At 51.8% G+C, this 14,276-nt stretch carries 11 protein-coding genes; 9 read left to right on the plus strand and 2 right to left on the minus strand.

The window, feature by feature from the left end:
• Positions 1-188: 188 nt before the first annotated feature.
• The 5 genes from C5S61_RS10375 (at position 189) to C5S61_RS10395 (ending at position 6,479) form a co-directional block, all read left to right on the plus strand.
• Positions 189-2,084: a sensor histidine kinase gene (locus C5S61_RS10375; RefSeq protein WP_110514988.1), complete on the plus strand. Its 1,896-nt coding sequence runs from the start codon at positions 189-191 to the stop codon at positions 2,082-2,084.
• Between the two features lie 92 nt (positions 2,085-2,176).
• Entirely contained in the window at positions 2,177-3,703 is a 1,527-nt protein-coding gene (gene zwf / locus C5S61_RS10380) for a glucose-6-phosphate dehydrogenase (RefSeq protein WP_110514989.1), read from the plus strand.
• 12 nt (positions 3,704-3,715) lie between these two features.
• Positions 3,716-4,828, plus strand: coding sequence for a glucose-6-phosphate dehydrogenase assembly protein OpcA (locus tag C5S61_RS10385; protein WP_110514990.1), 1,113 nt, complete (start codon positions 3,716-3,718; stop codon positions 4,826-4,828).
• A complete protein-coding gene (pgl, locus tag C5S61_RS10390) occupies positions 4,825-5,547 on the plus strand; it encodes a 6-phosphogluconolactonase (protein ID WP_110514991.1) in 723 nt (240 codons plus the stop codon). The genes C5S61_RS10385 and pgl overlap by 4 nt, the downstream gene beginning before the upstream one ends.
• Positions 5,548-5,612: 65 nt before the next feature.
• The gene (locus C5S61_RS10395; RefSeq protein ID WP_164689344.1) at positions 5,613-6,479 is read left to right on the plus strand and encodes a PIG-L family deacetylase; all 867 of its coding nucleotides are present in this window, start codon (positions 5,613-5,615) and stop codon (positions 6,477-6,479) included.
• 253 nt (positions 6,480-6,732) lie between these two features.
• On the opposite strand, the gene lepB (C5S61_RS10400) is transcribed toward C5S61_RS10395, so the two are convergent.
• Positions 6,733-7,473 (minus strand): signal peptidase I, encoded by a 741-nt coding sequence (gene lepB, locus C5S61_RS10400; protein WP_110514993.1) that lies wholly within the window; start codon positions 7,471-7,473, stop codon positions 6,733-6,735.
• Positions 7,470-8,258 (minus strand): signal peptidase I, encoded by a 789-nt coding sequence (lepB, locus tag C5S61_RS10405; RefSeq protein ID WP_110514994.1) that lies wholly within the window; start codon positions 8,256-8,258, stop codon positions 7,470-7,472. Before lepB (C5S61_RS10405) ends, lepB (C5S61_RS10400) begins: the two co-directional genes overlap by 4 nt.
• Before the next feature lie 613 nt (positions 8,259-8,871).
• Here lepB (C5S61_RS10405) and tilS point away from each other — a divergent pair.
• From tilS to ftsH, 4 genes are all read left to right on the plus strand, one after another.
• Complete coding sequence (tilS, locus tag C5S61_RS10410; protein WP_110514995.1) at positions 8,872-10,332, plus strand: tRNA lysidine(34) synthetase TilS; 1,461 nt, start codon at positions 8,872-8,874, stop codon at positions 10,330-10,332.
• The gene (gene hpt / locus C5S61_RS10415) at positions 10,322-10,861 is read left to right on the plus strand and encodes a hypoxanthine phosphoribosyltransferase (RefSeq protein ID WP_110514996.1); all 540 of its coding nucleotides are present in this window, start codon (positions 10,322-10,324) and stop codon (positions 10,859-10,861) included. The genes tilS and hpt overlap by 11 nt, the downstream gene beginning before the upstream one ends.
• Before the next feature lie 110 nt (positions 10,862-10,971).
• A complete protein-coding gene (locus tag C5S61_RS10420; RefSeq protein ID WP_164689346.1) occupies positions 10,972-12,132 on the plus strand; it encodes an RNA-guided endonuclease InsQ/TnpB family protein in 1,161 nt (386 codons plus the stop codon).
• A 170-nt stretch (positions 12,133-12,302) separates the two neighbouring features.
• Positions 12,303-14,258 carry an ATP-dependent zinc metalloprotease FtsH gene (gene ftsH, locus C5S61_RS10425; RefSeq protein WP_110514998.1) on the plus strand — a complete coding sequence of 652 codons (1,956 nt, stop codon included), beginning with the start codon at positions 12,303-12,305 and terminating at the stop codon, positions 14,256-14,258.
• The last annotated feature ends 18 nt before the right edge of the window (positions 14,259-14,276 follow it).

The following is a 14,276-nucleotide window of genomic DNA, read 5'->3' on the forward strand; positions in this document are numbered from 1 at the left end:
GAAGCTTTGACAACAATTATCCAAATCAGCCAATTCATGGCCAAAACTATGGTCATGCCCTAGGCTTGAGATCGGCATAGGTAAAAACCCACCCTACAGTTGGGACTAAGGTATCAGCAAAATCAATTCTATCCAGCATCGTAGCTGGGTACAATACATGCTATCACGGGCATTTGGGAGGGCCAGCTATGCATTATCTCTTTGATCATCCAACTTGTATTCGGCGGACATCGCCCCAACACTTGGCAAGTTATGCCTATGGCGTGCGTGCCAGCTGCTCGGTACGCCACCCTGCTGGCGATGGCGTTGACGATCCGCGCTTTTTATTATTCGGCCCACAGCGCGGCAATTATCGCCATTGGTTCGATACCTATGAGATTAAGCCCGATAATGCGCCCGATTGGTATGCCCTGACGTTTCCCAAACCCACCAAATTAAATGTGGTTTATTGGATGCATGGCCCCATGTTCGATGATCATGGCTGGTGGACTTCGCTGCAGGTGCAATATCGCGATGCTGAAGGTGCATGGCACAACGTCGAAGATTTACAGATCACGCCGAATTATCACTTTAGCCCTCAACGCGGCGATCGTAAGCCCTTCGGTGCGTATGCAGCCCATTTTAACGCAGTGCGTACCAGCGCAATTCGCCTGATTGGCCAGCCTAGCGGCCAACCGCAAATCACCACCATGGCCTATTTGGCCGCCGATTGGACGACCTGCGAAGGTATCGCCGCCCATTTGCGCCACATTGAACAACCATTGCCTGCTATTTTTGGTTTATTACCAGCCAATACCTTGTGGGATACCTTGTCGAGCCTGCGCGATTTAACCAACATTGCCTTCGATTTGCAAACCAACGCTGGTTTGGGGCTTGACCATTTTCTAGAGCCGCAACATTATCAACGTTTCCACGAAAGCCAACGTCAATGCTTCGCCGACGATTCGCTCTATCAACTGATCGGCCAGCACGCTGGTTGGCGCAAGCTTGGCCAAACGATTGAGCAAGCCCGCGAGCAAGCCTACGCCAGCAAGCAACCAGTCATCGCCCAACATCATGGCGGCTTGGTTTGGCTGGTCGTGCCCGTCATCAGCAATAATACTGTTTTAGGCACGATTGAAAATCGCAATTTTATCGCCCAAGATCCGATCGATTGGCAATGGCATCGTTGTTATGCCCAAGAGCTAGGCCTCGATTGGGAGCGCTACCGCATAGCCTTGGAGCAAATTCGCCCATTTAGCCAGCAGCAAATTAATGCCACGATCAATCATGTGCAACAACTGGTACGCTTAGCCCAACAATTGCTCAAAGATAGCCAAGAAATTCATAGTTTGAAAAGCAGCGCCTTGGCAGCCGAGGTATTTAGCCGCTCCAAAAGCACCTTTATGAGCATGATGAGCCACGAGTTGCGCACGCCGCTGAATGCAATTATTGGCTATAGCGAGCTGCTGATCGATGACCTAAGCGCCAGTGAGCAACAACAATCTGCTGATGATGCGCGCCAAGTGCGCAGCGCTGGCAGGCATTTATTGCACGTCATCGAAACAATTTTGCAGGTAGCGAATTTAGAATCAGGCGCATCAAACGTGCATTACGATGATGTTGACCTCGAAATGGTGACCAATTCGCTTGAGCTTAGTTTGCGCACTCAATTTCAAAAACGCAACAACCAACTCGAAATTAAGCTCGACCCAGATGCAAGCTGGGTTTATTCGGATAGCTCAAAAGTCCGCCAGATTATCTTCCAACTGTTGCACAACGCCAATAAATTTACCGAACAAGGCCAAGTGCGGCTAACGATTGCGCCCGATAGCCTCGACCCAGAAATGATCGCTTTTGAGGTCTGTGACACGGGAATTGGGATTGATCACGAGCATTTACCCATGCTATTTGCTGAATTCAGCCAACTTGATGCCTCAAGCACGCGCCGCTACGATGGCACGGGCATGGGCTTAGCGCTTTGTCGCCATTTGGCGCGGCTACTTGGCGGCGATATTCGGGTTTGGAGCGAACCAGGCATTGGCTCGACGTTTACCCTCGCTGTGCCGCGTCAAAGCATCATGGCCGCAAGCAACAACCACTAACCATTTTGCAAAACAGTGCTATGCTATAAACGCAACGGGGCTACTAGGAAGGATGTAGCCCTGTCATTATGCGTGGTTCCTAAGGAGGGCTTGTGGACCAGCCAAATCCTTTGCGAGCAGGCTTACGAATTGCTCGCACCCCTGAAGCATGTACTGTGGTGATTTTTGGTGCAACCGGAGATCTCACTGCCCGTAAATTATTGCCTGCACTCTATAATCTCGCCCGCGAAGGCATGGTGCCCGCAGGCTTTTCTTTGCTTGGTGTTGGCCGCCGCCCATGGAGCGACGATGATTTTCGCGCCGAGATGCGCAAAAGTGCTGAGCAATTTTCGCGCGTTCAGCCAATCAACGAAGAAGTTTGGCAAACCTTTGCCGAAGGCCTGTTTTGGGTTGGCGGCGAGTTTGGCGACCTCAACACCTACGAGCAAATTGCCAGCCGCCTCGAACAAATCGATCAGCAACGCAGCACTGGCGGTAATCGGCTGTTCTATTTGGCAATTCCGCCATCGTGGTTTGACGATGCGATTAGCAACTTGCAAAAGGTCAAATTGACCGAACAAAGCCATGGCTGGTCGCGGATTATCGTCGAAAAGCCCTTTGGCCACGATTACAAATCGGCGCAAGAACTCAACGATCTGGTCAGTCGCGCCTTTGATGAAAGCCAAGTCTATCGCATCGACCATTATCTTGGCAAAGAAACCGTGCAAAACTTGTTGGTCGCACGCTTTGCTAACGCCATTTTCGAGCCAATTTGGAATCGCAACTACATCGACCATGTGCAAATTACGGTCGCCGAAAGCCTTGGCATCGGCAGTCGGGCTGGGTTTTATGAGGAAGCTGGCGCGTTGCGCGATATGATCACCAATCATATGATGCAATTGCTGACCCTGACCGCCATGGAACCGCCAGTTGAGTTTAACGAGCATGAAGTGCGCGGCGAAAAAGTTAAAGTGCTGCATGCGATTCGCCCGATGAGTGCCAGCGATGTTGATCAGAATGCGCTGCGTGCCCAATACGATCATGGTACAATCAACGGCGATGAAGTGCCAAGCTACTTAGCTGAGAAAGGCGTTAATCCAGCCTCACGCACCCCAACATTCGTCGCGCTCAAATTCGAGATCGACAATTGGCGCTGGGCTGGTGTACCATTCTACCTGCGCACTGGCAAACGGCTGGCCAAACGGGTCACCGAAATTGCGATTCAATTCAAAAAACCGCCGTTGCTGCTGTTCCCCGAAATTCGCGATGAAATTGAATCGAACGTGCTCGCGCTCCGCATTCAACCAAACGAAGGCATCACGCTCAAATTTAGCGCCAAACAACCAGGCCAGCGCATGATTATCCATCCAGTTAATATGGATTTTCGCTATGGTTCGTCGTTTGGGGTGGCAGCGCCAGAAGCCTACGAACGCTTGTTGCTCGATGCCATGCTTGGCGACCCAACCCTGTTTACCCGCCGCGATGAGGTCGAAGCCCAATGGGCTTTGATGACCCCAATCCTCGAACGCTGGGAAAACGATGAGGTGAAGCAATTGCCGCACTACGAAGCAGGCACATGGGGTCCAGATGAATCTGATCAATTTATGCAACGTGATGGCCGCGAGTGGCGCAAATTGTAGGAGGTGGCAACCATGATGGGCGAAATTTCCAATAGCCCGCGTCCAGCGAATGTTGCTGAGATTGAAGACCAACTGCGCGATTTGTGGCGTGATTTAGGCGATCAGCATCGCGATGCCAACCATGTGATGACCCGCGTTTGTACCATGACCGTGATTGGCTATGGGGCAAATCAAGAACTGGCTAAGCGGATTCGCACTGCCTTGCCGCAAGTGTTTGGCGTGCATCCTTGTCGCGCAATTTTGATCGAAACTGCCAACGAGCCTGAAGAACTCAGCGCGTGGGTTAGCACGGTGTGCCAGCCAAGCAGCGAAGAACACGAGCAAGTGTGTTGCGAGCAAATTACTTTCGCAGTTGGCGAACAGATGCGCCGCCGCTTGCCTGGCACCGTGCTGCCCTTGGTCGTTTCCGATTTGCCCTTGTTTGTATGGTGGCCCGGCCCGTTGCACCCAGCCAGCAACGTGCGCACCCAACTCTTTGCCCATGCCGATCGCTGGATTATGGATTCTGCTGATTTTCTCGACCCGCTGCCGGATTTGGCACGCTTAAACACCATGATGACGAGCGACCAAACCGATGCGGTCAGCGATTTGACATGGGCACGCTTGACTCCGTGGCGCACAGCATTTGCCCAAATTTTCGATGCAATGGCCATGCGCCCAGTGCTCGAACATATCAGCAGCATCAAAGTCACCACCGGGCGACATCAAGCAGCAGGCTTGCTGAGCATCGGCTGGATTGCAACCTGCCTTGATTGGCAACTGGTCAGCGCGAGCGGCAATAGCGAAACCTTGCTCTGCAATTTCAAGCATCGCAATGGCACGGTCACAATCAGCATGCAAACCAGCGATCGAACTGGCGAAGAAGTGCCGTTTATCGAGCTGCAAGCTGCCAAGCACAAGGCGACGATTACGGTTGGCCGCAGCAGCAACAAACAAGCCTTGCTCGCCAACCTGCTGCTTGATACGGAAACCCGCTGCCAAATGAGCGAATTGCCGAATCCCAGCGATAGCCTCTTGCTCTTAAATGAATTGAATATGTATAGTCATGATCGGGTTTATGAACGGGCCTTGGCGATTGTCGCCGCCATTGCCCAAGCAACCGATCCGCATGGAGCACATGTATGACGCTGCAAATTGCCCCAAGCCGCGAGGAACTGATGATTCTCGCGGCTGATCGGCTGGTAGCCGAGGCTCAAACCGCCATCGTCCAACGTGGCCGTTGGATTATCGCGTTGTCTGGTGGCTCAACGCCCAAAGCGCTGTTTGAATTATTAGCCAGCCCCCAGTATCTGCACAAAATCACCTGGGGTCGCACATTTTTATTTTGGGGCGATGAGCGCTGCGTCGGGCCAGACGATGCCCAAAGCAACTATCGTATGACCAAAATCGCCTTAATCGATCATATTCCGATACCAGTTGCCAATGTGCTGCGGATACGCGGCGAGTTGGCTCCAGAAAGCGCCGCCAGCTTGTATGCCCACGAAATCAAACGCATCTTTGGGCTAGCAGAAGGCCAATTGCCGCAATTCGATACGATGCTGCTGGGCTTAGGCAACGATGGTCATACCGCCTCACTCTTTCCCGAAAGCGATATTTTGGGCCGCGACGATGTGTTGGTCGCCGAAACATGGGTTGCCAAACTCAAGCAATATCGTATTTCATTGACCGCGCCGGTGATCAACAATGCGCTCAGCAAGCTCTTTTTGGCCGCAGGCGATGATAAAGCTAGCGTTATTCGCGAGCTGTTTGAGCAAACTGGCAACTATCAAAACTACCCTGCCAGCCTGATTCAAAATGCCGATTGGCTGATCGACCAAGCGGCGGCCAGCCAACTACAACGTTAACTGATCGTTAACGCGTTTTCGTGGCACAATAGTAGGCATGCACCATAGCATTGAAAGGAATGTTCATGACTGACCATCGACCAACGATTATGCTTGTGCATGCCCACCCTGATGATGAAGTGATTTCAACAGGCGGCATTGCGCTGAAGTATCACGAGGAAGGAGTGCGGGTCGTTTTAGTAACCTGTACTCGTGGCGAAGAAGGCGAAATTGTAGATGCCGAATTAAACACGCCTGAAAACAAAGAGCGCTTGGCCGAAATTCGCGATGTGGAATTGGCAAAGGCGATTGCGCTGCTCAATATCACCGAGTTTCATCAGTTGGCCTACCGCGATTCGGGCATGATCAATACTCCAGCCAACGATCACCCTGAATCGTTTAACAAAGCTGATTTACAAGCAGCCACGGCGCGTTTGGTCGCCTTAGTGCGCCAATATCAACCAGATGTGTTGATTAGCTACGATGAAAATGGCAGTTATGGCCACCCCGACCATATTATGGCCCACAAAATCACGGTTGCTGCCTTCCATGCAGCAGGCGATCCCGAGCAGTTTCCTGAGGCTGGCCCAGCGTGGGAACCAAAGAAACTCTACTACACTGCCTATCGGCGCTCGATTTGGCGCAAAGCATGGGAATATATGCAAGCTCGTGGCGATAAAACGCCGCTCGACGATCCAGAAACCGATCTCGAACGGTATGTCGATGATCCACGCACAACCACCGCGATTGAAATTAGCCAATATCTAACGACGAAATTGCAATCGTTGCTTGAGCATCGCACCCAAATTGCGCCGACATGGGGCTTTTTGGCCTTGCCCGAGGAGTTACGCGGCGATTTGCTGAGCCATGAACATTTTTCGCTGATCGAATCGCGGGTGAGCTTGCCCGAACGCGAAGAGTATGAAACCGATCTTTTGCTAGGGATTCGTTAACTAAAAAATGAGGCTGGGCGAAATCATCGCCCAGCCTCCATTTGATTAATTGATTAGTTGTATTGGTACATTGGATTGACAACCGCGTTCCCTCACCCCCCAACCCCCTCTCCCACTGGACGCGGGCGAGGGGGAGCACCGTTTTAACCGACGAATTGGGGCAGAACCACAGCGTTAAACCCCCTCGCCCGCGCACGGGAGAGGGGTTGGGGTGAGGGGATCAGGCAGTGGTTAACGTGATGAACCATTACATCTAGTAGCTAGTCCAGCGATCTTTGGGCCAATAACTAACCAATGCCTTGCCAATCACATATTCTAAGGGCAATGGCCCCCAGCGCCTTGAATCGCTGCTAAATGGCCGATTATCACCCATCACAAAGACATGGCCTTTAGGCACGGTTAGCTCGCAATGGGTATCGCAGAGGGTTTCAACCTCGCCAATATAATCCTCGGTTAATTGTTGATCGTTCACCCAAACCTTGCCCTCGCGAATCCGAATCGTATCGCCGCCAACCCCAATCACCCGCTTGATATAATCTTTGTCGGGCAAATCGTGGGCAGCTGGGGGCGCGAGAAACACAATAATATCGCCACGTTCAGGCGGGTGCAGCAAATAGAGAAATTTTTTGGGTAAATCGCCATGGCCTGGCCACAAGCGCAAGGGCGCGTTCAAATCGAGGTGCGCATAAATTGCTTTATTGACCAACACATATTGTTTGGTTTGCATGGTTGGTTCCATGCTTTCGCCCTCGATTTGAAAATTTTGAATCAAACTGCGTAAAATCAAAAAACTCAAAATTAAACTTGCAAACAACTGCCACGAATTACGCAAACGCGGGCGTTGCGGCGCTGGTGTTGGCGGCGCAGGCAGTGGTGTTTGCGATTGCTCAAGCCAAGCAATTTCATCGGCGCTTGGAGCAGCAACCGGCAAAGGCAGCGTATCATCAAGCGCCAAACGGGTTGTTTTTACTTCAGGTTGCTCGAAATCGTTCATTGATCAGTTGGTGATGCATAACTAGGGGTTTGCACAACGCCCCAATCTTCTTTGGGCCAATACGAGAGCCATGCTTTGCCAATCACATTATCGAGCGGCAATGGCCCCCATTCGCGCGAATCGCTGCTATTATTGCGATTATCACCCATCACAAAAACATGGCCAGCAGGCACATCGACGGTGCAGGTTGAAGCGTAGCCTTTGCAGTTGGTTTGCGTGCCAGCATCAAGGTATTCCGCTTCATCAAGCAGTTGATCGTTGACATAGACTTGGCCATCGAGCAAGGTTACTTTATCGCCTTCGATCCCAATCACCCGTTTGATATAGTCTTTATCCGGCTCGTCGTGCGCCGATTCGGGAGCCAAGAACACCACAATATCGCCTTGTTGTGGCTTTCGGAAGGGATAAACCACATTTTGTTCAAGCTCGCCACGGCCAGGCAACAAGCGCAATGGGGCATTTAAATCAAAATGCATATATAAGGCTTTATTAACCAAAATATATTGCTGATCGTGCATGGTGGGGAACATACTTGAGCCTTCGATGCGGAAATTTTGCAATAAGCCACGCACAATAAAAAAGACCAAAAGCACAAAAACGACCGTCTCGATAATCTCTTTGACGACCGACCAGCCGCGACGTTGGGGAACGGTTTTCGCAGCAGCCTCGTCTAAATCCACCGGTTCTTCTGGTGGCGGGGCTGGCTCAAGCAGCGTTGGTTTTAATGGATTTGGATCATGGTGAGCACGTTGATCAATCCGATCCCGAAGCGGTGTTGAACTCATTGAATTATCCTTACACCCTGAATTAAGTCGCTGCGCGGCATTATAGCATACCAACTTTGGCCAAACCTGCCCTAGAAGTCTTGATCTTAATTGACCAAATTGGGGATTGATCACGTAGTATGCCGCTAAGCACAATTACTGTCAATTTTAAGCAAAGCCCATGCCGTCAGTTTAGCAATGTTAACGGTTCCATGCGTCATTAACTGATAGGCAACTGAACAACGCCTGATACTGGGTATTTGTTCCTAGAATGGTCTGCATCAGGCTGGCTTCTATCAGCATAACATAGGTCGCCTGCTTCCCATCGGTTGTTAATCAAGTGCTAATCAGTTGATGCTGGGCTGTAGGCTATGGGCTATGGGCTATCGGAACATTGTTCGGGCAATTCATGCAATTCGTGGCTAAAAAAAGAATCTTCGGGCACTTCGTGGTTAAAAAAACAGCTTTGTGCTCTTCGTGCAATTCGTGACAAAAAAAGTTCTTCGCGGTGCCAACCCCCGATCCCCAACTTCCGATCCCCAATACCCAACTACTCCATCGTTCGATTGATCGAATCAGCCGCAAAAATGTGCTATCATCAAGCGTGGCACCACTTGGCAACGAGAACCCAGCTATGTCCCAACTACTCGATATTGAAACAACCCTGATTCGCGATGGTCGCCTTGCCTCGGCAGCATGTTTGGTGGTGGCGGTTTCGGGCGGCCCCGATTCGCTGGCCCTTTTGCATCGCCTTACCGCCTTGGCTGTGCCCTATGGCTGGCGCTTGCATGTCGCTCACCTTGATCATGGCTTGCGCGGCGAGCAATCTGCTGCTGAAGCCGCATTTGTGGCCGAGATAGCCGCCGATTGGGGTTTAACCGCGACGATTGAACTGCGTGATGTTGACCAAATTGCCAAACAATTTCATGTTGGACTGCCTGCCGCTGCCCGTGCCACCCGCTATCGTTTTTTGGCCGAGGTTGCGCTGCAACAGCAAGCAGATGCGGTTGTGCTTGGTCATCAATCAGACGACCAAGCTGAAACCGTCTTGTTGCACGTGTTGCGTGGCACAGGCCCAAGCGGCTTGAGCGCGATGCGCCCACGCACTGAGTGGGCTGGTTGGCGCGTGACCGCTGGCATGCCGCATCAAGCAACCGGGCCAGCCTTGATTCGCCCAATGCTCAACATTACCCGCGACGAAATTGAGGCCTATTGCGATGAGCAACAATTAGATCCACGCCGCGACCCTACCAATAACTCGCTTGAATATACGCGTGGCCGAATTCGCCACCAACTCCTGCCGTTGCTCGGCGAATACAACGCCAAAGTTGTTTCGGCCTTGGCTCGCACAGCGCGCTTGGCAGCGATTGAAACCGACTACATGCAAAGCGAGCTTGATCGCCAATGGCAAAGCTTAATTGAATTTGAGCCAGGCTCAATTACCTTTCATCGCGAGCAATGGAACCATATGCACCCTGCCTTGCAGCGCCATGCAATTCGGCGCGCGGTGCATCTGCTGCGGCCTGAGCGCGAGGAATTAACATCCTCGCAGCTTGACCATGCGTTAAGTGCAATGAACAGCATGCAACTGTTTTGCCAGATGCCGCATAATTTGGTGTTGCATCGCAAACCGCATGGCTGGACGATGACCGTCGCTACCACCATGCAACCAACCAACGACGAACCACAATTGAGCATCGATGAGTGGCCACTCAACCAACAAGGCATGACTCCGCTGCCCGACGAACGCTGGCGGGTGATTATGGAGTTGATGCCAAGTCGGCCTGAATATAACCTTTCGCGTTGGCAGGGCTTGCTCGATGCCGATGCGATTCAAGGCAAATTGCTGTTACGTCAACGTCGCCCAGGCGATCGCATGCGACCTGCTGGAGGCATTGGCTCACGCCGCATCCAAGATATTATGGTTGATATGCGTTTGCCGCGCGAATTGCGTGCTCAATGGCCATTATTTGTCGATAGTGTTGGCATTCTCTGGATTCCAGGCCTGCTGATGGCCGAACATGCCCACCCTACGCCTGAAACAACCCGCTTTTTGCTGATAACCTTGGAGGATACTCACGCCGATGCATCCTGATCTTGAACGGGTATTAATTGATACCGCAACACTCCAAAACCGAGTTCAAGCGCTTGGCACAGCAATTGCCCAAGCAACGGTTAACGCGCCAGAGCTGGTATTAGTTGGCATCTTAAAAGGTTCGCTGATTTTTATGGCCGATCTGATTCGCACGCTTGACCGCGAGGTTGCCTACGATTGCATCGCCGTCTCATCGTATGGAGCCAGCACCGAAAGCACTGGGGTCGTACGGCTGAACAAAGATCTCGACCTTGATATTGCTGGCAAGCATGTCATCATCGTCGAAGATATTATTGATAGTGGCTTAACATTAAAGTATGTGCATGATATGCTCTTGCGGCGCAACCCAGCTGCTTTAGAGATTTGTGCCTTGCTCAATAAACCTGAACGCCGCAACGTCGATGTGCAGGTTGATTACTGTGGTTTCGACATTCCCAACGAATTCGTGGTGGGATACGGGCTGGACTATGCTGAACGCTACCGCAATTTGCCCTACATTGGGGTGTTAAGCCCACGTATTTATACATAGGAGTTTGCCTTTAGACGCATTGGCTCAGAAGCTTTAGCCCTAGAAGGAGCGCCTAGGAGCTTTAGCTATTTTCAACTGCTTGCAGAAACGCTAGATGGATGCTATACCCTATGCAACGAACGATTCGTCTACAACTTCAACCATCTCCCACACAGGCTGTCGCACTTACCGAAACCAGCCGTCAATTCACGGCGGCTTTCAACCTGTTTGCACAGTTGGGATGGTCAAACAGCATCTCGAATGCTACCAAGCTCCATTTTCTGGCCTACTATGCCGTCCGCGCAGCGCTTCCCGAACTCAACAGCAATCTGACAAATACCGCCCGTGCTAAAGCGGCTGAGGCGCTCCGCAGTGCCTTTACCCTACGAAAAGACCGCACGCGCATCGTCTCGATGCCCCGATCGCATCACTGCCCACCGCGCTACAACGTGCATACGTTTCGCATCGATTGGGAAAGCCAGACCGTACGGCTATCGCTCGTCGCTGGTCGGCAGACGATCCGCTTTTGCGTGCCGGCCTATGCCACCAAGTATGTGGGTTATGCGGTTGATACGGCGGATCTGCTTGAGCGCGATGGTCGCTGGTTCTTGCACGTTGTTGTAACAGTTCCCGCCCCGACCATCGTGCCAAGCGAGACGGTTGTTGTGGTTGATCTGGGGTTGAGCCATCCCGCCGTGACCAGTACGCGGCGCTTTTTGGGCAAGAAACGCTGGAAAGACCGTGAAGGTCGGCTGTTCAAGCTCAGGCGGGCCTTGCAAAAGCGCAACACCAAGTCGGCTAAACGGCACTTGAAAACACTGCGGCGCAAGCAGGCTCTCTTTCGGCGTGATTGTGACCACGTTGTGAGTAAGCAGATTGTGCAGTCGGTCGAAGCAGGTAGTACAATTGTCGTGGAAAATCTGACCAATATCCGCAAACGAATTAAGGGCAAGCGGCGCACCGCAACCAAGCGACGCTTACATTCGTGGTCGTTTGCGCAATTACTGGCGTTTATTATGTACAAAGCGCAGGAGCGCGGCGGTACGGTGGTTGCGGTTGACCCGCGACATACCTCGCAGATGTGTAGCTGCTGTGGGCATCAAGCCCGCAACAACCGTCGCTCCAGAGCCGCATTCAGATGTCTGATGTGCAGCTATGAACTCCACGCCGATTTGAATGCCGCCTACAACATTGTGGCCAAGTACCGTGCTCAGGGGGGTATATCTCGCCTGAGTGGGCTGCCCGTCAACCAGCCTATCGTGTCCGCTCCTAAGCCACTGGCTAAGGGTTGAGGTACAAGCCCAATGCCGTTAGGCGTGGGTTGTTGACATTAACACATTGCTAACAAAGCTTTCCCTTGCTAGGTAGGTAGCGCTTTGGTATAATTTTTGAAGGTCGCTGTACTCCGCATGGAGTGCAGCAAAATTTTATGAGCGTGTGCGCACGTTCAGGAGATACTGCGATGGGTGAAAATCGCTTCTTACGCAACAGTTTTGTGTATTTGATCATCGTAGTGGCGGCGTTGGCGCTCTTCTATCAATACATCAATGGTAGTCCTGGCAATACCAGTGAAAAGAGCTACAGTGAGATTCTCGATTTATCGCTCCAAGGTAAAATTGCCGAAATCGTGCAAACCGAGGGCAATATCGAGTTTCGCGCAACCACCAACGACACGCCACCAGTTACCTATATCTCACATAAAAACAGCACGACGGAAAGTATCGAAGAGTTGCTTTCCCAAAAAGCCCAAGATGCGAGCAAACTTGCAGAGCTGAAAGACCCAGAAAATAAAGCTGCAATTGCCGCACCTTTGGAAAACGCCGCCAAGGTTAAGTTCAACCCGAAATCGGCTCCAGCATGGGGCGGGATTTTAGGCGCAGCCCTAACCTTCTTGTTGCCAACGCTGTTGCTGATTGGCTTTTTCGTCTTTTTCATGCGCCAAGCTCAAGGCTCCAATAACCAAGCGATGTCGTTTGGCAAGAGCAAAGCCCGCATGTTCACTGGCGATAAACCATCAGTAACCTTTGCTGACGTTGCTGGTCAAGAAGAAGCCAAGCAAGACTTAACCGAAGTTGTCGAGTTTCTTAAATTTCCTGAGAAATTCGCCCAACTTGGGGCACGGATTCCTCGTGGTGTTTTGATGGTTGGCCCTCCAGGTACTGGTAAAACCTTGCTCAGCCGCGCAGTTGCCGGTGAAGCAGGCGTACCATTCTTCTCAATCAGCGGTTCGGAATTTGTCGAAATGTTCGTCGGCGTTGGCGCAAGCCGCGTCCGCGATTTGTTCGAACAAGCCAAGCGCAATGCCCCATGTATCGTCTTTATCGACGAAGTTGATGCAGTTGGTCGCCAACGTGGCGCTGGCCTTGGTGGCTCGCACGACGAACGCGAACAAACCCTCAACCAAATCTTGGTTGAAATGGACGGCTTCGATAGCAATACCAATGTGATTGTGATTGCCGCGACCAACCGCCCTGACGTGCTCGACCCAGCTTTGGTTCGCCCAGGCCGTTTCGACCGCCAAGTGGTGTTGGATGCTCCCGATATGCGCGGACGGGTCGAAGTGCTCAAAGTGCATACCAAAGGCAAGCCACTTTCTGAAGATGTTAATTTGGAAGCAATTGCCAAATTGACCCCAGGCTCATCTGGTGCTGATCTGGCAAACATCGTCAACGAAGCCGCTATCTTGGCTGCGCGCCGCTCGAAGAAACGCATCGCCATGCAAGAAATGCAAGATGCAACCGAACGGATTATGCTTGGTGGCCCAGAACGCCGCTCGCGTGTGATGACTCCAAAGCAAAAAGAGTTGACCGCCTTCCACGAAGCTGGGCACGCAATTGTGGCCAAAGCTATGCCAGGCGCAAATCCTGTGCATAAAGTGACGATCATTCCTCGTGGGATGGCTGGTGGCTACACCTTGATGATTCCCGACGAAGATCAAAGCTATATGAGCGTCTCGCAATTTGAAGCCCAAATTGCCGTAGCGCTTGGTGGCCGTGCCGCTGAAGAATTGGTGCTGAGCGACTTTACCACTGGCGCTTCAGGCGATATTCAACAAGTGACGCGCATGGCTCGGGCTATGGTTACACGCTACGGGATGAGTTCGGAGCTGGGGCCAATCGCCTTTGGCGAAAAAGAAGAGTTGATCTTCTTGGGCCGCGAAATCAGCGAACAACGCAACTATTCGGAAGAAACCTCACGCAAGATCGATTCGGAAGTGCGCCGCTTGGTTAGCGAAGGCCACGAACGCGCCCGCGCAATCTTGGAACGCAACCGTGAAGTGATGAACCGTATGGCCGAAGCCTTGATCGAGCATGAAAACCTCGATGGTGAGCCATTACGCCAATTGCTTGATGAAGTGATTAAATATAACTCCAACAACGGAGTCTATAACGACGCTTTGCCCAAGCAACGCATCTAAATCTCGCTCAAATGATTA

The sequence above is a fragment of the Herpetosiphon llansteffanensis genome, assembly GCF_003205875.1.
In the GTDB taxonomy this organism is placed as follows: Bacteria; Chloroflexota; Chloroflexia; order Chloroflexales; family Herpetosiphonaceae; genus Herpetosiphon; species Herpetosiphon llansteffanensis.